The organism is Streptomyces sp. SAS_272 (genome assembly GCF_052543235.1).
In genome coordinates, this window is record NZ_JBMNDR010000023.1 from 47,457 (window position 1) to 65,426 (window position 17,970).

Annotated in this window: 17 protein-coding genes and 1 riboswitch; of the genes, 5 read left to right on the plus strand and 12 right to left on the minus strand. The window is 72.6% G+C overall.

The genetic code is table 11. From position 1 onward, the window contains the following. Window positions 1–103: 103 nt before the first annotated feature. Window positions 104–724, plus strand: coding sequence for a uridine kinase family protein (locus tag ACN6LD_RS15940; protein ID WP_319190954.1), 621 nt, complete (start codon window positions 104–106; stop codon window positions 722–724). A gap of 438 nt (window positions 725–1,162) precedes the next feature. Next, window positions 1,163–3,031 carry an AAA family ATPase gene (locus ACN6LD_RS15945; RefSeq protein WP_319190949.1) on the plus strand — a complete coding sequence of 623 codons (1,869 nt, stop codon included), beginning with the start codon at window positions 1,163–1,165 and terminating at the stop codon, window positions 3,029–3,031. Between the two features lie 574 nt (window positions 3,032–3,605). Here ACN6LD_RS15945 and ACN6LD_RS15950 read toward each other — a convergent pair. From ACN6LD_RS15950 to ACN6LD_RS15990, 9 genes are all read right to left on the minus strand, one after another. Continuing rightward, window positions 3,606–4,691, minus strand: coding sequence for a hemolysin family protein (locus ACN6LD_RS15950; RefSeq protein WP_107445038.1), 1,086 nt, complete (start codon window positions 4,689–4,691; stop codon window positions 3,606–3,608). Then, on the minus strand, window positions 4,688–6,013 hold the full coding sequence (locus ACN6LD_RS15955; RefSeq protein WP_319195411.1) for a hemolysin family protein: 1,326 nt from the start codon (window positions 6,011–6,013) through the stop codon (window positions 4,688–4,690). The genes ACN6LD_RS15950 and ACN6LD_RS15955 overlap by 4 nt, the downstream gene beginning before the upstream one ends. Before the next feature lie 205 nt (window positions 6,014–6,218). Beyond that, a complete protein-coding gene (locus tag ACN6LD_RS15960) occupies window positions 6,219–6,686 on the minus strand; it encodes a PH domain-containing protein (protein ID WP_319195409.1) in 468 nt (155 codons plus the stop codon). Between the two features lie 14 nt (window positions 6,687–6,700). Further along, window positions 6,701–7,549, minus strand: a complete 849-nt coding sequence (gene hisG, locus ACN6LD_RS15965) for an ATP phosphoribosyltransferase (protein ID WP_057583698.1) — start codon at window positions 7,547–7,549, stop codon at window positions 6,701–6,703. Between the two features lie 53 nt (window positions 7,550–7,602). Then, the gene (locus ACN6LD_RS15970) at window positions 7,603–7,875 is read right to left on the minus strand and encodes a phosphoribosyl-ATP diphosphatase (RefSeq protein WP_057583788.1); all 273 of its coding nucleotides are present in this window, start codon (window positions 7,873–7,875) and stop codon (window positions 7,603–7,605) included. 34 nt (window positions 7,876–7,909) lie between these two features. After that, window positions 7,910–8,395, minus strand: a complete 486-nt coding sequence (ribH, locus tag ACN6LD_RS15975) for a 6,7-dimethyl-8-ribityllumazine synthase (RefSeq protein ID WP_057583696.1) — start codon at window positions 8,393–8,395, stop codon at window positions 7,910–7,912. 30 nt (window positions 8,396–8,425) lie between these two features. After that, window positions 8,426–9,715: a bifunctional 3,4-dihydroxy-2-butanone-4-phosphate synthase/GTP cyclohydrolase II gene (locus ACN6LD_RS15980; protein ID WP_319195406.1), complete on the minus strand. Its 1,290-nt coding sequence runs from the start codon at window positions 9,713–9,715 to the stop codon at window positions 8,426–8,428. Continuing rightward, window positions 9,712–10,353 carry a nicotinamide riboside transporter PnuC gene (pnuC, locus tag ACN6LD_RS15985; protein WP_319195404.1) on the minus strand — a complete coding sequence of 214 codons (642 nt, stop codon included), beginning with the start codon at window positions 10,351–10,353 and terminating at the stop codon, window positions 9,712–9,714. The genes ACN6LD_RS15980 and pnuC overlap by 4 nt, the downstream gene beginning before the upstream one ends. Next, window positions 10,350–10,958 (minus strand): riboflavin synthase, encoded by a 609-nt coding sequence (locus tag ACN6LD_RS15990; RefSeq protein WP_319195402.1) that lies wholly within the window; start codon window positions 10,956–10,958, stop codon window positions 10,350–10,352. The genes pnuC and ACN6LD_RS15990 overlap by 4 nt, the downstream gene beginning before the upstream one ends. A gap of 145 nt (window positions 10,959–11,103) precedes the next feature. Next, a riboswitch (FMN riboswitch) is annotated at window positions 11,104–11,234 on the minus strand. A gap of 236 nt (window positions 11,235–11,470) precedes the next feature. Here ACN6LD_RS15990 and ACN6LD_RS15995 point away from each other — a divergent pair. Further along, entirely contained in the window at window positions 11,471–12,373 is a 903-nt protein-coding gene (locus ACN6LD_RS15995) for an RNA polymerase sigma-70 factor (RefSeq protein ID WP_445043508.1), read from the plus strand. Window positions 12,374–12,486: 113 nt separating this feature from the next. Continuing rightward, window positions 12,487–13,230, plus strand: a complete 744-nt coding sequence (locus ACN6LD_RS16000) for an SDR family oxidoreductase (RefSeq protein WP_445043509.1) — start codon at window positions 12,487–12,489, stop codon at window positions 13,228–13,230. Between the two features lie 103 nt (window positions 13,231–13,333). Here the strand turns inward: ACN6LD_RS16000 and ACN6LD_RS16005 are convergent, their stop codons facing one another. After that, entirely contained in the window at window positions 13,334–14,698 is a 1,365-nt protein-coding gene (locus ACN6LD_RS16005; RefSeq protein WP_319195396.1) for an ROK family transcriptional regulator, read from the minus strand. 137 nt (window positions 14,699–14,835) lie between these two features. Between ACN6LD_RS16005 and ACN6LD_RS16010 the strand changes: the two genes are divergently transcribed. Further along, the gene (locus tag ACN6LD_RS16010; protein ID WP_319195394.1) at window positions 14,836–16,056 is read left to right on the plus strand and encodes an MFS transporter; all 1,221 of its coding nucleotides are present in this window, start codon (window positions 14,836–14,838) and stop codon (window positions 16,054–16,056) included. Here ACN6LD_RS16010 and ACN6LD_RS16015 read toward each other — a convergent pair. Then, window positions 16,016–16,474, minus strand: a complete 459-nt coding sequence (locus tag ACN6LD_RS16015; protein ID WP_319195392.1) for an acyl-CoA thioesterase — start codon at window positions 16,472–16,474, stop codon at window positions 16,016–16,018. The genes ACN6LD_RS16010 and ACN6LD_RS16015 overlap by 41 nt on opposite strands. Window positions 16,475–16,722: 248 nt before the next feature. Further along, window positions 16,723–17,844 (minus strand): glycoside hydrolase family 6 protein, encoded by a 1,122-nt coding sequence (locus tag ACN6LD_RS16020; RefSeq protein WP_445043518.1) that lies wholly within the window; start codon window positions 17,842–17,844, stop codon window positions 16,723–16,725. Window positions 17,845–17,970 lie beyond the last annotated feature (126 nt).

Sequence of the window (17,970 nt, forward strand, 5' to 3'; positions counted from 1 at the left end):
CACCGCCGCACCGCCGCACCGAAGCGAGGGACCACCGCACCGAAGGACCACCGCGTCGCCCGCCGTTCCATGGCCCTCGGCCCCGCACACCCCAGGATCCGTCATCCGTCAGCTCGCCTCCCGACTCCTCTGTCTGCCGCCGTCCTGCGGACCGGTGCGTCTGATCGGCGTCGACGGGCACGCCGGATCGGGGAAGTCCACCTTTGCCGGACTGCTGGCGGAGGCGCTGGACGGCGCCCCGGTGCTGCACCTCGACGACATCGCGTCCCACGACGAGCTGTTCTCATGGACCGGACGCCTGCTCTCCCAGGTGATCGAGCCCTTCGGCAACGGCGAGAGCGCGCACTACACGCCCTACGACTGGCATGCCCATCGCTTCGGCCCGCCCCGCAGCCTGCCCGCCGCCCCCGTCGTGCTGGTCGAGGGGGTCGGCGCCGGCCGCCGCGCCCTGCGGCCGCACCTGGCGTGCCTGCTGTGGATGGAGTTGCCGCCCGAGGAGTCCTGGGCACGCGGCCGGGCACGCGACGGAGAGGAGCAGCGCGCGTTCTGGGACGGGTGGGTTCCGGCCGAAGTCCGTCACTTCGCCGATGACCCGTCGCGACCGCACGCCGCCCTGCTGGTACGGCAGTTGAAGCAGAGGTACGAGGTACTGCCGGGGCCTGCGAAGGGTTCTGGTCCGGACCGCGATGTCACCCACCGTGAGGGACCACCCGCGATGTGGTGAACTCGTGAAGACCCTTGCGTTCGAACTTCGCCAAGTGCTCCAACTCTGCTTGACCGGCGGCCCGTACAGGACTTACGTTCTCAATGCGCGGCGATCGTGGCCGCCCCAGGACGCGAAGCCCCCGGTTGTTCCCCCGTGATCGGGGGCTTCGTTCTGTCCGGACCTGGCTCCGGGCCCCCTTTTCGGACCTGACGCGACGCGATCCGCTCACCCAGGGTCACCGCGCGGTATGCGCCCCGTCTGCTCCCACCCCCTCGAACGGCCTGTGCGGCGCCCTACGGCGAGCCCCTCTCCCGCAGGTACGATGCCCTCGGTGCGACCTGGACGGCTGCTGCGCGCACCTGGCAACTCCGGTCCGCGGCACAGCGGTTCGACCAAGGCAGCCGACGGGCGACGTCCGGCGGCATACCGACGGGGGCACGGTCTGTGGGGGACGTGATGGACTTCGGCACGCAGGGCCCCGAGGCTCCCGCCGACCTCGCCTGGCTTCGAGGCGTGGACGCCTACACCATGGGCGCCTATCCGCAGGCGGAGGAGGAGTTCCGCACCGCGGTGCGGATCGACCCCGGGATGGCCGACGGCTGGCTCGGGCTGCACGCGCTGCGCGTCGACACGACGACCGCACTGCTGCGGATGTTCCGCCACCGAGAACGGTTCGGGGAGCAGCGTTCACGGCACCGCCGCACCCTCAACTCCTGGTACTGGCTCGGCTGGTGGGTCCAACCGGTCCTGGAGAGCCCCCGCGATCTGCTGCTCGCCCACGCCTCGCACTGGCTCGACGGCCGCCATGTGCCCGAACTGGACCGGGCGCTCGCCGGGCTCCCGCCCGTCGACGCCGACCACCAGGTCCGCTTCCTGCACGCCTGTCGCGCGTACCTGGTCAAGGACTGGGAGCAGCTGGTCCGGTACACGGACTCGCTGCTCGACGACCCGCTGCTGTGCATCGAGGCCGGCCTGTTCGGCGGGATGGCCCGGGTACGCCTGGAGATGTACGGCCAGGCCGAGCCACTGCTCTCGGCGGCTCTGATGCGCTGCCGCAGCGAACAGCCGCAGCGCAAGGAGCTGCGGTACTGGCTGGCCCGGGCGCACGAGGGCACCGGCCGTTCGGCGGCCGCCCTCCCCCTGTACCGGGCGGTGCACCGCGTCGACGCCGCCTTCATGGACACCTCGGCGCGGCTCGCCGCGATCTCGGAGGGCGACGGATACGACGACACGGCGGATCTGGCGGCGATCACGCTCAGCGGGCTGGGGCAGGACACGGCGGACGGGCCGGACGGCTTCGATCCACTGTTCGGCACGGAGGGCCGCGACCTGCGGCTCGAGCCCTCGGATCCGCCGCCCGTCGTGCCCATGCCCTCGGTGACCGACCCGACGGTGCGCGAGAAGCACGTCGTGCGCTCGTCGCCACCGCTGCCGGCCGGTCCCACCGACCCCGCGTTACTCGAGGAAGCGCTCGCCGAGCTGGAGCGCATGGTGGGGCTGGAGCCGGTGAAACGCCAGGTCAAAGCGCTCTCGGCGCAGCTCAACATGGCGCGGCTGCGGACCGGTCAGGGCCTTCCGGTGCAGCCTCCGAAGCGGCACTTCGTGTTCTCCGGCCCCTCCGGCACCGGCAAGACCACGGTCGCCCGCATTCTCGGCCGCGTCTTCTACGCCCTCGGTCTGCTGGGCGGCGACCACCTGGTGGAGGCCCAGCGGGCCGACCTGGTCGGCGAGTACCTCGGCCAGACCGCCGTGAAGGCCAACGAACTGATCGACTCCGCCCTCGGCGGGGTGCTCTTCGTCGACGAGGCGTACTCGCTCTCGAACTCCGGCTACGGCAAGGGCGACGCCTACGGCGACGAGGCGTTGCAGGTGTTGCTGAAGCGGGCCGAGGACAACCGGGACCACCTGGTGGTGATCCTGGCCGGCTATCCGGAGGGCATGGACCGCCTTCTGGCAGCCAATCCCGGGCTGTCCTCCCGTTTCACGACCCGCGTCGACTTCCCCTCCTACCGTCCACTCGAACTCACCTCCATCGGAGAGGTGCTGGCCGCGGAGAACGGCGACGCGTGGGACGAGGAGGCGTTGGACGAGCTGCGCTCGATCGCCGGGCACGTGGTCGACCAGGGCTGGATCGACGAGCTCGGCAACGGGCGTTTCCTGCGAACCCTGTACGAGAAGAGCTGCGCCTACCGGGACCTGCGTCTGTCCGCCTATCCGGGCGCGCTGACCCGCGACGACCTGTCGACGCTGCGGCTGCCCGACCTGATGCAGGCATACGGAGAGGTGCTGTCGGGGCGGGGGCCGCAGGACCCGTCGGCCATCTGACGCATCCGACCTGCGCGCCCCGCAGGACCCGTCTGTCATCTGACCCTCCCACCCGCGCGCCCCGCACCGGCCTCCGGGCCCGCACCGGTGTGGATCGCGGCGCCGATGCCGGTCCGCCGGGACACGCGCACCCCTGGGCCCGGCACAGCTCGCCGTTCCCGGCGCGGCTCGCCGAGAGAGTGTGCACCGCCCGGTGGGCCTGACCGCCGCCACACGGGCCGCCAGGCCTGCCGGGCCGAACGGCCCACCGGTCGGAACGGCAACCGAACCGTTCGCCCCGCCCGCCGGACCGCCGCAGTCGTCGGCCCCGACGACTCGCCGCGTCGTGCCGACCACCCGGCCGCCACGGCCACCCGACGGCCGGCCCCGCCCGCGCCGACCGTCGGCCGCCCCGCCCGCCCGGCGGCCTGGCCGGGTCGAGGGGTCGGGCCGGCTCGCTCGCCGGCCTGGCCACCGGCTCGCACGGTCGCCGCCGCAAGCCGGACCGCGCCCTACCGGGCTGGGCCGGCGGGACGGCGGGTCGGCGGGTCGGCGGGTCGGCGGGTCGGCGGGTCGGCGGGTCGGCGGGCCCCGGTCAGCTCGCCAGTGCCTCCTCCGGTTCGTCGCTCGCCCTCGGCTCCGTCAGCCTCACTTCTGGAACCTCGCGGTGGGCGGGGTCGGTGACCTCGCCCACCAGCAGTTCCAGCACGTCCTCCAGAGCGACCAGGCCGAGGACCTTGCCGGAGGCGTCGGCGACCTGTGCCAGATGGGTCGCCGCCCGGCGCATCACGGTCAGCGCGTCGTCCAGCGGGAGTTCGGAGCGGAGCGTCGTCATGGGACGCCACAGCTGCTGCGGCACCGCCCGCTCGGAGTCCTCCTGGTCGAGGACGTCCTTCACATGCAGGTAGCCCATGAAGGCGCCGGTCTCCGCGGCCACGGGGAAGCGGGAGTAGCCGGTGCGGGCGGTCAGCTCGACGATCTCGCCCGGGGTGACCGCCGGACTGACCGTGACGAGGGACTCGCGCCGGAGCAGGACGTCGGTGACGGGACGGGAGCCGAGCTCGAGCGCGTCCTCCAGGCGCTCCTGCTCCTCCGGGCCGAGCAGACCGGCCTGGCCGGAGTCCTCCAGCAGACGGTTCAGCTGCTCGCTGGTGACCACGGCCTCCACCTCGTCCCTCGGCTCGACGTGGAAGAGCCGCAGGATGCCCCGGGCGCAGGCGCCGAGCGCGACCGTGATCGGCCGGCACAGCCGGGCGAACGCGACCAGGCCGGGGCTGAGCCACAGCGCGGTCTTCTCCGGCGCCGCCATGGCGAGGTTCTTCGGAACCATCTCGCCGATCACGAGATGGAAGAACACCACGGCCGCGAGGGCTATGACATAGCCCAGCGGATGGATCATCCCGTGCGGGAGGTGCACCCACTCGAACAACGGCTCGAGCAGCTCGGCGACGGTCGGCTCGGCGACCGCGCCCAGGGTGAGGGAGCAGACGGTGATGCCGAACTGGGCCGCCGCCATCATCTGCGGCAGGCGCTCCAGTCCGTAGAGGACCTGGCGGGCGCGCGCGGTGCCCAGCGGCTCGATCTGGCTGCGGCGGACGGAGACGAGCGCGAACTCGGCGCCGACGAAGAAGCCGTTGGCGAGCACGAGCAGCGCGGCGAAGACGAGTTGGAGGGCGCTCATCGGGCGACCTCCACGACCTGGCCGGTGCGCACCAGCCGGACCCGTTCGGCCCGGTAGTGGCCGACCCGGCGCACCGAGAGCCGCCAGCCGGGCAGCTCCGTCCGGTCTCCGACGGCGGGGATGCGTCCGAGCAGGTCGGCGACGAGGCCGGCGACCGTCTCGTACGGTCCCTCGGGGACCTCGAGTCCTATGCGCTGGAGGGTGTCGACCCGGCAGCTGCCGTCCACGTCCCAGGCGGGCCTGCCCTCCTCGGGCGGGGCGGCGGCGAGTTCGGGGGAATCCTGGCCGTCGTGCTCGTCGCGGACCTCGCCGACGATCTCCTCGACGATGTCCTCCAAGGTGACCACGCCGGCCGTGCCGCCGTACTCGTCGACGACGACGGCGATGGGCTGCTCGCTGCGCAGCCGGGCCAGCAGGGGCTGGACCGGCAGCGTCTCCGGGACCAGCAGGGCCGGGCGGGCGATACGGACGACCGGAGTGCGCAGCCGGTCGTGGACGGGGACCGCCAGGGCGTCCTTCAGATGGACCATGCCGACGATTTCGTCGATCTTCTCGCGGTAGACCGGGAACCGGGACAGACCGGTGGCCCGGGTCAGGTTCACGACGTCCTCCGCGGTGGCCGTGGACTGCAGGGAGCTGACCTTCACGCGCGGGGTCATGACGTGCTGCGCGGTCAGTTCGGCCAGCGAGAGGGTCCGTACGAAGAGGTCGGCCGTGTCCTGTTCGAGGGCGCCGGCCTGGGCCGAATGGCGGGCCAGGGAGACGAGCTCGCCGGGGGTCCGCGCGGAGGCCAGCTCGTCGGCGGGCTCGACGCCCAGGGCCCGTACCAGGCGGTTGGCGACGGTGTTGAGGGCGGCGATCACCGGCCGGAAGAGGCGGGCGAAGACGTGCTGCGGCCCCGCGACGAAACGCGCGACCTGCAACGGCTTGGACACCGCCCAGTTCTTGGGCACGAGTTCGCCGATCACCATCTGCACGGCGGACGCCAGCAGCATGCCGACGACGACGGCGACCCCGGAGACGGCGCCCTCGGGGACGCCGATCGCCGTGAACGGGCCGCTGAGCAGCTCCGCGAGCGCCGGTTCGGCGAGCATGCCGACGACGAGGGAGGTGATGGTGATGCCGAGCTGGGTGCCGGAGAGCTGGAAGGAGAGTTCCTTCAGCGACTCGACGACCGTGCCGGCTCGCCTGTCGCCCTCGGCGGCGGCCCGCTCCGCGTCCGGGCGCTCGACCGTGACAAGGCCGAACTCGGCGGCGACGAAGAAGCCGTTGGCGAGGATGAGCAGGAACGCGGCTGCCAGGAGCAGCAAGGGGGTGGTCATGATGCCGCCGCCTCCGAACCAGGTCGGGTGGGGGCGGCGCAGGTACTACAGGACGAACCGTCCATCGCCGGAGGGAGTCACTCCTCGGGTAGCAGGAACCCCCGTGAGCCCGGCAGGGCACAGCAGGGGCGGGGGCGCAAGGGTGCGCCTCCGTCACCAGATTAATCAAGACAGGGGGTTCTGCGGCAGGGCAGCGGGCCCCGAGTCAGCCCTGATCTTGCTCGGGGGGCGTCTCGGGGTCGTGGATCGTGCGGGCCTCGGCGAGCGCCCGGAGCGCCCGTGCGTCACTGATGGCCTGCTGCTTGTCGATGCCGGGCTGGATGCCGAGAGCGGGCAGGCTGGTGCCGTCGCTGAGGTTCAGGAACACCCACGGATCGCCCGGACGGAGGTTCACCTGGAGGATCTCCGCCCAGGCCAGACGCCTGGTGCCGGCGATGTTCACGACGGTGACGCCGGCGTCGTCGGCGATCACCCGCACCCGGGCGAGCCGGGCCAGCACCCAGAACACGAGGGCGCCGGTAAGGATGAAACTGAGCCGCTCGCCCGGACCGAGCTGCTCCAGCAGCATCGCGACGGCGGAGATGACGAGGAGGATCGCCACTCCGGCCGTGAGCAGCACCACACGGGTGCGGCCCGGCCGGAAGACGACGGGGAGCGCAGGCAGGTCGGACATGTTCCCGGCGGAGGTCAGAGGCGGCAGGCGTGGATGGCCGTGGTCAGGATGGCGCGGGCGCCGATGTCGTACAGGTCGTCCATGATCCGCTGCGCCTCCTTGGCGGGGACCATGGCGCGGACCGCGACCCAGCCCTCGTTGTGCAGCGGGGAGACGGTCGGCGACTCCAGGCCCGGGGTCAGCGCGACGGCCTTCTCGAGCTGCTCGACGCGGCAGTCGTAGTCCATCATCACGTACGTCCGGGCCACCAGGACGCCCTGCAGGCGGCGCAGGAACTGCTGCACCTTGGGCTCCTCGGCGTCCGCGCCGGTGCGGCGGATCACGATGGCCTCGGACTTCATGATGGGTTCGCCGAAGACCTCCAGACCCGCGTTGCGCAGCGAGGTGCCGGTCTCGACGACGTCGGCGATGACCTCGGCGACGCCCAGCTCGATCGCGGTCTCGACGGCGCCGTCGAGGTGGACGACGGACGCCTCGACGCCGTGGTCGGCGAGGTGGCCGGCCACGATGCCCTCGTAGGAGGTGGCGACCGTCTTGCCCTTGAGGTCCTCGACGCCGGTCGCCGCGCCGGGCTTGCCGGCGAAGCGGAAGGTGGAGCGGGCGAAGCCGAGCGGCAGGATCTCCTCGGCGTCGGCGCCTGAGTCGATCAGCAGGTCACGGCCGGTGATGCCGATGTCGAGGCGGCCGGAGGAGACGTAGATCGCGATGTCGCGGGGGCGGAGGTAGAAGAACTCCACCTCGTTGACCGGGTCGACGATGCGCAGTTCCTTGCTCTCCCGGCGCTGCTGGTAGCCGGCCTCATGCAGCATGTCCCCCGCAGGGCCGGACAGGGAACCCTTGTTGGGGACGGCGATGCGCAGCATGAGGTCGGCTTCCTTCGCGTGGAACGGAAAAGGGGCGGGTCGGCAATGCGGTTCTACAGGTGGGCGTAGACGTCGTCCAGCGAGATTCCGCGGGCGACCATCATCACCTGGACGTGGTAGAGCAGCTGCGAGATCTCCTCCGCAGCCGCCTCCTTGCCCTCGTACTCGGCGGCCATCCACACCTCGGCGGCCTCTTCGACGACCTTCTTGCCGATGGCATGGACGCCCTTCCCGACGAGTTCCGCGGTACGGGAAGTGGCGGGGTCGCCGCTGGCGGCCTTCTGCTGGAGCTCGGAGAAGAGCTCCTCGAACGTCTTCTTGGACATGGTGCTGCCCACCCTAGCCGTTCTCCCGGTCCGCCTACCGCCAGGGTTCGGATACTGAACGGAGGGTGGCCGCGGTCGCCACCGCCGCCGTCACCGCCTCGTGCCCCTTGTCCTCGTTGGAGCCTTCGATGCCGGCCCGGTCCAGGGCCTGCTCCTCGGTGTCGCAGGTGAGGACGCCCATGCCGACGGGCACGCCGGTCTCGACGGAGACCTGGGTGAGGCCCTGGACGACCCCTTGGCACACGTACTCGAAGTGCGGTGTGCCGCCTCGGATGACGACGCCGAGGGCGACGATCGCGTCGTAGCCCCGCCCGGCCAGCACCTTGGCCACCACCGGCAGTTCCCAGCTGCCGGGGACCCGCAGCAGGGTCGGCTCGTCGATGCCGAGGTCGTGCAGGGCGCGCAGCGCGCCGTCGACCAGACCGTCCATCACCTTCTCGTGCCACTGGGCCGCGATGACGGCGACCCTGAGGTCACCCACATTGCGTACGGACAGCTCCGGTGCGCCCTTGCCGCTCACGTTCTCGTCCCTCCTCGGTGCCGGTCGTGCTTACTGGTTGCCGCAGGGGGACACGGGGGCCGCGTCCAGCCAGGGCAGGTCGTGTCCCATCCGGTCCCGCTTGGTGCGCAGGTAGCGGATGTTGTGCTCGCCCGCCTGGACGGGCATCGGCTCGCGCTCGATGACCTCGATGCCGTGCCGGACGAGCGCCTCGCTCTTCTCCGGGTTGTTCGTCATGAGGCGGACGCCGCGCACGCCGAGGTCCTCGAGGATCTGCGCCCCGGCCCCGTAGTCGCGGGCGTCGGCGGGCAGGCCCAGCTCCAGGTTGGCGTCGAGGGTGTCGTGACCCTGTTCCTGGAGTTCGTAGGCCCTCAGCTTGGACAGCAGACCGATTCCCCGGCCCTCGTGTCCGCGCAGGTAGACCAGCACGCCCCGGCCCTCGCTCTGGATGCGCTCCAGGGATGCGTCGAGCTGGGGGCCGCAGTCGCAGCGCAGGGAGGCGAAGACGTCGCCGGTGAGGCATTCGGAGTGGACGCGGACCAGGACGTCCTCGCCGTCGCCGATCTCTCCGTGGACCAGGGCGACGTGCTCGACGCCGTCGACGGTGGAGCGGTAGCCGTACGCGGTGAACGTGCCGTGCACGGTGGGCAGTCGGGTCTCGGCCTCGCGGCGGACCGTCGGCTCGGCGCTGCGCCGGTAGGCGATCAGGTCCTCGATGGAGATGATCGTCAGGCCGTGCTTGCGGGCGAACGGGATCAGTTCGGGCAGGCGCAGCATCCGGCCGTCCTCGCCGGCGATCTCGACGATCGCGCCGGCCGGGCGCAGCCCCGCGAGACGGGCGAGGTCCACGGCGGCCTCGGTGTGGCCGTTGCGGGTCAGCACGCCGCCGGGCTGGGCGCGCAGCGGGAAGACGTGGCCGGGGCGCACGAAGTCGGCCGGTCCGGCTTCGCCGCTCGCCAGCAGCCGGAGCGTGGCGGCGCGGTCGGCGGCGGAGATGCCGGTGGTGACACCGTGGGCTGCAGAGGCGTCCACCGAGACCGTGAACGCGGTGGTCATCGACTCGGTGTTGTCGTCGACCATCTGCGGGAGCTTCAGGCGCTCCAGCTCGTCGCTCTCCATGGGGGCGCAGATCAGGCCGCGGCACTCGCTCATCATGAAGGCGACGATCTCGGGCGTCACCTTCTCGGCGGCGACGACGAGGTCGCCCTCGTTCTCGCGGTCCTCGTCGTCGACGACCACGATGGGGCGGCCGGCCGCGATGTCGGCGACGGCCTGCTCCACGGGGTCGAGGCTGAGGTCTTCCAGGCCTTCGGTGCTGTACAGGATCGGTGCCGTGCTCATGCCGGCGCTCCTTCCAGAGCGGGTTGCGAGGCCTTGCGGGACCGCAGCCACCAGTCGCGCATGCCCCACAGGACGAGCGCGCCGTAAATGACGTAGACGAAGCCGGAGAAGGCGTAGCCGTTGGCGAAGTTGAGGGGGACGCCGACGACGTCGACGAGGAGCCAGGCGATCCAGAACTCGACCATGCCGCGCGCCTGGGCGTACATGGCGACGATGGTGCCGACGAAGATGTAGGCGTCCGGCCAGGGGTCCCAGGACAGGGACGGGTTGGCCTTGAAGAGGAGCGCGACGGCGACCGTGCCCGCCGCGGCGGCGCCGATCATGACCGCGCGCTCGGGCCAGGTGGCGAAGCGGGGGGTGATCTGGCCGTCCGCGGACCGCCCCTTGCTGCGGTTCCACTGCCACCAGCCGTACAGGGCGACGACCATGACGACGACCTGTTTGCCTGCGCTGCCGGCGAGGTGGCCGTAGAAGGCCACGAAGAGGACGAGCCCGGAGAGGAACTGCACCGGCCAGGTGAGCAGCGAGCGACGCCAGCCGAGGGCGAGGGTGATCAGGCCGAGGATGTTCCCGATCATGTCCGACCAGATGATGTGCTGGTCGAACGCGACGAACGCTTCGGAGTTCAGCCAGTTCACTTGCCCGCTCCCTGCTGCGTGGTGGCCAGCAGACGCTCGACGTACTTGGCGACGATGTCGACCTCGAGGTTGACCGGGTCGCCGGGCTGCTTGAGGCCGAGCGTGGTCAGCGCGAGGGTGGTGGGGATGAGGCTGACGGTGAAGTAGTCCGGGCCGGCCTCGACGACCGTGAGGCTGATGCCGTCGACGGTGACGGAGCCCTTCTCCACGACGTACCGGGCGAGTTCGGCCGGGAGGGAGACCTTGACGATCTCCCAGTTCTCGGACGGCCTGCGCTCCAGCACGGCGCCGGTGCCGTCGACGTGTCCCTGCACGATGTGGCCGCCGAGACGTGCGCCGACGGCGGTGGGGCGTTCGAGGTTGACCCGGGAGCCGACGGCGAGTGCGCCGAGGCTGGATCGGTTCAGGGTCTCCGCCATGACGTCGGCGGTGAACTCGTCGCCCTCGTGCTCGACGACGGTGAGACAGACCCCGTTCACGGCGATGGAGTCGCCGTGCTTCGCGCCGTCGGTGACGACGGGGCCGCGCAGCCGGAAGCGGGAGGCGTCGCCGAGACTCTCGACGGCGGTGACCTCACCCAGCTCTTCGACGATTCCGGTGAACACTTCCCGGGTCCTCCTGCCTCATAGGGCACGGACTCCGGGGCCTGTCGATGACGACAGCAGGTACGGGCAGCGGCACCGGGACGACGCCGGACAGACTCGTCCAATGACGAGTACATATACGACGACGCGCACGAATGCCCGCCCGCCGCGCACTGCCTCCCATCCGGACTTTAACCGTCGGTCCAGGAATTTCACCTGGTCAACCGGCCGCTGGAAGCGGACGGGTCGCGGACTGTAACCGCCGGTTCGGACTTTCACCGACCCCGGAGTGCGCTGCTTTTGGTACAGAGTCAGTCTGCCACGGCCGACAGGCGTCCATACAGGTGAAGGATGTGGGTTGGCTCACAGGACGCCCTCTCCCCAGACCAACACCCCATTGGTCCATACCTATTGACGGACTGGTCTAGTCCTTTTTAGGCTCGAGCCGTGCGGCCCGGCGGCGGTGACGACGGCCCTTGCCCGCCGCCGGGCCTCCTCGCACGGCCGGCCGCCCGCTCTGCCAGGGTGTCCCCATGGAGCAGGGTGAACCCAGGCCGGCCGCCGGCGCCGACGAGTTCGAGGCCCACCGGTCCCGGCTGTTCGGACTGGCCTACCGGATGCTGGGCGCGGCCCACGAGGCCGAGGACGCGGTGCAGGACGCCTACCTGCGGTTCAGCGGAGCCGACCGTGCCGGCATCGCGCACCCCGCGGCCTGGCTGGCGAAGACCGTCACTCGCCTGTGCCTGAACCGGCTCACCTCGGCGCGCGCCCGGCGCGAGACGTACGTCGGCGAATGGCTGCCGGAACCGGTCCTCACCTCGGACGGCACGCTCGATCCCCTGGAGTCCGCGCAGCAGCGCGAGGCGGTGTCACTGGCGATGCTGATGCTGCTCGAGACGCTCACCCCGCAGGAGCGGGCGGTGTACGTGCTGCGGGAGGCGTTCGCCTACCCGCACCGGGAGACGGCCGAGGTCCTCGACCTGAGCGAGGCCCATTGCCGCCAGCTGCACCGGCGGGCGGTGCAACGGGTGGCGGCGGCACGCCCGCGCTTCGAGGCCGCGCCCGCTCGCCGGGCGGAGCTCGTCGCCTCGTTCGTGAGGGCTGCGCGGGACGGCGACCTGGGGGCACTGGAGAAGGTGCTCGCCGCCGACGTCGAGTGGTGGAGCGACGGCGGAGGACGGGTGAGGACGGCTCTGCGGCCGATCCTGGGCCGCGAGAAGGTGCTGCGCTTCCTGGACGCCGGGTTCCGGACGTTCGCGGCAGGCTTCTCGCTGACGGCCGTCGAGCTCAACGCCGCACCGGGCGCACTGGTCCACGACGACGGCGCCCTGATCGCCACGCTCGGCTTCGAAGGCGGGGACGAGATCACAGCGGTGCAGGTCATGCTGAACCCGGACAAACTTGACTTTGTGGGCCGCCAGCTCAGCCGGATGTAGCGCCGGTCGCCGCGTTCGCGCCGCCGCTGTCACATTCCGCGGGGGCTGCCCGGTCTGCGCTGCCGGAGGACGTTCCGGCAGGGAGCGTCCGCTGTCCGGAGGGACTGAACAGCATGAGCACGATCCTGGTGACCGGCGGGACCGGAACCCTCGGCAGGCTCGTCGTGGAACGGCTGCGAGCGGGCGGGCACGAGGTGCGGGTGCTCAGCCGGCACGCCGAACCGTACGCCGTCGACCTGCGCGAGGGCGGACCCGCCCTGGACGCGGCCGTGACGGGCGTGGACACGGTCGTGCACTGCGCCAGCTCGCCGCGCGGCGGCGACGAGCGGGCGACCGCACGCCTGATCGCCGCGGCCCGCCGGGCCGGGGTGACACACCTGGTGTACATCTCGATCGTCGGCGTGGACCAAGTGCCGTACCCCTACTACCGGGCGAAGCTCGCCGTGGAGAAGCTCGTGGCGGAGTCCGGGCTCGGCTGGACGGTGCTGCGCGCGACGCAGTTCCACGATCTGCTGGTCCAGGCGCTCCAGGCGCTCGCCAAGGTCCCGGTGCTGCTGCTGCCCGCCCAGGTGAGCGACCAGCCGGTGGAGGTGGCGGAGGTCGCCGACCGGCTCACCGAGCTGGCCGTCGGCGCGCCGGCCGGGCGGGTCGACGACATGGGCGGCCCCGAGGTGCGCACGGCCGAGTCGCTGGCCCGCGCGTACCTGAAGGCGAGCGGCAGGCGGTGCGCGGTGGTGAACGTGCCGCTGTGGGGCGCGGCCTACCGGGGCTTCCGCTCCGGGGGCCATCTGGCCCCGGAACGGGCGGTGGGCAGGGGCACCTTCGAGGACTACCTGGCCACCCGCGTCCGGCGCTAGTCGTGTTTCGAAAGTCCCGTCTGCCCTTCGGGCAGACGACGCTACCTTCGAAGCACGCCCTAGTGGTGTCGTGACCGGAAAGGTCTGCCGGTGAACTCTCCGGTCACGGCACCAGAACCCGGGGCATCTCGGGGCTGCCGGCCGCCGCCGTCGCGAAGAGGTCCTCCTGGGCGGATTCGCGGGCGGTGAGCAGCGCCCCGCGCAGCACCGCGCCGCCGCCCAGCACGCCGGGTCGCACCTCGGTGGGCAGTGGGGCCATGTGCCGCAGCCGCCGCGCCACCCGGTCGGCCAGGACCTTCCCGCCCGCCTGTCCGACCTCGCCGCCGAGCACCACACAGCCCGGGTCGAGGACGGCGACGACGGAGGCCGCGCCGAGGGCCAGCCGGTCGGCGAGGGCATCGAGGAAACGCGCGGCGGCGACACGCCGCCCGGATGCCTCGCCTGCCGCCCCGGCCGCCACGAACGCCCCGGCTGCCCCGGGTGCCGCCTCGCCCACCGCGAATCCCGCTTCCCGCGCCGAGGGCTCCAAGGGCTCCGGTTCCCCGGCGTGCTCCCCTTCCGTGCCGCGCACCACCGCCACCGCTTCCCGCACCAGGGCCGCGGCCACCGGTTCCTCGGTGTGCGGTCCCGGCGTCAGGCCGAACGTCGCCGCCAGGCCGGTGATCGCCGCGGAGCCGGCCAGGGAGTGGAAGCCGCCCTCGCAGTCGGTCGCCGAGGGCAGTCCGCTCGTGCCGGGGACCGGCAGGAAACCGATCTCGCCGGCGCCGCCGGAGGCGCCCCGGCGCAGGGCTCCGTCCAGGACAACGGCCGCGCCGGTGCCGTGGCCCAGCCACAGCAGGACGAACGTGTCGCGGTCGTGGGCCGCGCCCTCGCGCTGCTCGGCCAGGGCGGCCAGGTTGGTCTCGTTCTCGATGTGCGCGCGGGCCCGCGGGAACCGTTGCTGGAGGGCGGCGACCAGACGGCGGTGCCACTCGGGCAGACCGCTGGAGTCGCGCAGTTCCCCGCTCGCGGGGTCGATCAGTCCGGGCGCGCCGATGCCCAGGGTGTGCAGCCGGTCGGCGCCCGCCTCCTTCACCACGCGCTCGACCAGCGCGACGGCCCGTTCCACGGCCGTTCCGGTGCCCGTGTCGCCGCCGATCGGCACCGAGGCCTCCGCGAGCACCCGGCCCACCAGGTCCGAGACCAGTACGGCGACCCCCTCCGTCCGCACGTCCAGCGCGGCCAGCTGCGCGCGGTCGGCGACGATGCCGTAGAGCTTGGCGTTGGGCCCGCGGCGCTGCTCGCCGGCCTCCCCGACCACGTGGATGAGCCCGGCGGCGGCGAGGCGTTCGACGAGGTCGGCCACCGTGGGACGGGACAGGCCGGTGAGCTGTTTCAACTGCCCCGCCGTCAACGGGCCTTCGTGTTGCAGCAGCCGCAGGGCGAGCCGGTCGTTGATGGCCCGGGCGGTGCTCGGGGTTGCGGGCATGGCGGGAATCCTCCCACGGTCGAGGGGGACCCGGTCGGCGGACCGGCCGGAGACGCCCTCTATTTATCAGGCAGGGTTCCTGATAGTTTACGTCGGCGGTGCGCGGACGCCGCCGAGGGAGCCGGGAGGGCGGGAGAATGAGCGGAGCGGACGACGTGGTCGGCACACCGGCGAAGGCGCGACACGCCCGGTACGCCGTGGCGGCCGTGTTCACCGTGCACGGCGCCGTCACGGGCTCCTTCGCCACCCGGGTGCCCTGGATCCAGGACCACGCCGACGTCTCCACCGGCCTGCTGGGGTTCGCGCTGGCCTTCACCGCGTTCGGCGCGGCCTGCGCGATGCCGCTGGCCGGCTCGGTCACCCACCGCTTCGGCAGCCGTGCGGCCCTGCGCGGGCTGCTCGCGCTGTGGACGCTGTCGCTCGTCCTGCCCGCCCTCGCCCCGAACCTGCCGACGCTGTGCCTGGCGATGTTCACCTACGGCGCGGCCGCCGGCATGGCGGACGTGGCGATGAACGCCCTCGGGGTGGAGGTGGAACGGCTGCTCGGAAAGTCGATCATGTCCGGGCTGCACGGCATGTGGAGCGCGGGCGCGCTGATCGGCTCGGCCGGCGGAACCCTCGCGGCCCACCTCGGCGTGGACGCCCGCGTGCACCACGCGCTGGCCGCGGCCGTTCTCACCGTGCTCGGGCTGCTGGCCTGTCAGTGGGTGCTGGACCTCCGGCCGGCCGCGGACGAGGAGCCGCCCCCGCGGTTCGCGCTGCCGCCCCGCCCGGCGCTGCTGATCGGCGCGGTCGGCTTCTGCGCGGTGTTCGCGGAGGGCGCGAGCCTCGACTGGTCGGCGGTGTACCTGCGCGACCGGCTCGCGTCGTCGGCCGGGGTCGCGGCGGCCTGCACGACCGGCTTCATGCTCACGATGGCGGTGGCGCGTATCGCGGGAGACGCGGTGGTCGACCGGTTCGGCGCGGTGCGCACCGTACGGGCCGGCGGCGTGCTGGCCGCGCTCGGCGGGCTGCTGATCGTCGTCGCGGGGCATCCGGCGGTGGCCATCGGCGGGTTCGGGCTGATGGGGCTCGGCATCGCGGTCGTCGTGCCCTTGTGCTTCGCCGCCGCCGGCCACAGCGGGCCGAACCCCAGTCAGGCCATCGCGGGCGTCGCGACGATCACCTACACCTCCGGGCTGATCGCCCCGAGCCTGATCGGCGGCGTCGCCCAGGCGACCAGCCTGATGGTGTCGTTCGTCGTGGTGACCTTGCTGGCGTGCGGGCTCGTGGCCTTCGCCGGCGTGCTGCGCGGCGGGGAGCGGACGGGCGCGAAGGTCAGTCCGCGGGCCGCAGCAGTGCCCGACCCCCGGCCCTGAAGGTCTCGCTCCAGGGCGCGGGCCGCATGGTCCTCGCGTCCAGCCGGACGAGGACCCGGGCGCCCCGCGCGTACGTGAGCGTCCCGTCCGTCGAGCAGAAGCGGAAGCCGTAGGTCAGGCCGGTGGTGCCGAGCCGCTCCAGCCACAGGTGCACGGCGTACGCGCCGGGCCTGGTGACCGGCGCCTCGTAGCTGATGCGGAGTTCCCTGACGGCGTTGCAGGCGTCGCCGGCCGCCTCCCAGTCTCCCTCGAAGCGCACGCCGTACTCCTGCCACAGTTCGGTCCAGGCGCGCTCGACCATCAGCGGGTAGCGGGCGTTGTGGAGCAGTCCGAGCGCATCCAGGTCGTCGAAGTGGACGGTGACCGGGACGAGGCGGCCGTACGACACGGCAGGGGCGAACGGGGCTTCGGCGGTCACGGCGGGGCTCCTGTGCAGATGACGGGACGATCCCCATCGTATGCGCCGCCTAAGCGGGCGCTCACCCTCCCCCTGGCGATCGCCCCGTCAGCCCCTCGGCTGCGGATCCACGGGCGAATGATCAGGACACCCGCCCCCGTAAGGAAGCGAAACCGCACCATGGATCTCGGCATCCGCTGGAAACTGCGCGCCTTCTCGCCCGCCCACCTCAGGACCCGGCGGCCACTGCGGGACGAGGGCGCCGGCAGCTACGACGACGCCAGCTCATAGGCGTACTCGGGGCTGAACTCGCCCGCCGCCCCCCTGCAGCCGTCCGACTCCCCCGGCAGCTTCACCCACAGATAGGCGTCGATCCGGGCCTGGCCGGTGTCGAAGGTGGGCGCCCTGCCGATCCTGCGGCCGGCCGGATCGCACCACTCGCCGTCGGCCGGCGCGCCGTTGCCGTTGCGGCTCGTGTCGATGACGGCGCCCAGGCCCGCCGGACCGCCCAGCGCGTCCAGCACCCGGCGCGCGTAGGCGGTCTCGTCGGCGGTGCCGCGGAAGTTGGAGACATTGCTGAAGATCCCGTCGGAGGACGCGGCGGAGGCGGCGCCGGCCTGCTTCAGCAGCGCGGCCTGCTCCGCCGGCGGGTTCCAGTGGGAGTGGCCGGCGTCGTAGTAGACACGGGCCGCCGGGTTCGCCGCCTTCAGCACGCGCCCCGCGCGGGCCAGGGCGGCGAAGCGGCCGGCGCGCGCGCCCGCGTCGAGACAGTCGGCCTGGGCGATCGAGTCCGGCTCCAGGACGACGACCACCTCACCGGAGCCGAGCCCGGCGGCGAACCGGTCGATCCAGCCGTCGTAGGCGTCGACGTCGGGCGCTCCGCCCTCGGAGGCGCCGCCGCAGTCCCGGTCCGGGATCGCGTACGCCACGAGGACGGGGACCCGGCCCTGGGCGGCGGCGCCCGAGGTGACCGCGCGGACCCGTGCGGCGATCGTGCCGGGCGCGTAGTCGGCGAACCACACCGCGGCCGGCCGGTCGGCGATACGGGATTCGATCACGGAGGTGCGCGGGTCGGCCGGATGGGCGCGGACCCAGTCGAGGACCTGGGACTCGGAGTGCCGGTACAGGCTCGTGGACGCGGCCGCCGTCCGCGGCTTGCGCACGGCGCGGCGGCCGGCCGAGGGGGTCGGCGTCGCGGGAGGCGACACGGTCGAGGAAGCCGCCGAGGGGGACGGGGACGGCGGAGGGGAGGGGGACAGCAGCGTCGCGCCGGCACGAGGCCGGACGCCGTCTGCGTCGCGGCCCTGACCTCGCTCGTCGCCGTCGCCGAGCGCGGTCACCATCCCGGCCGCGGCGCCGAGGGCGACCACGACCGAGGCGACGAGGACCATGGCGCTGCGCCGCCCGGCCCGTCGCTCACGTACCTCTGACACCGTGCTGTTCCCCTCCCGAGCGACGGGTCCGTTCCCCCGTTCCGGGGAAGCGTCGGGCTCGCCGGCACGCGGGCCAGCCTAGAA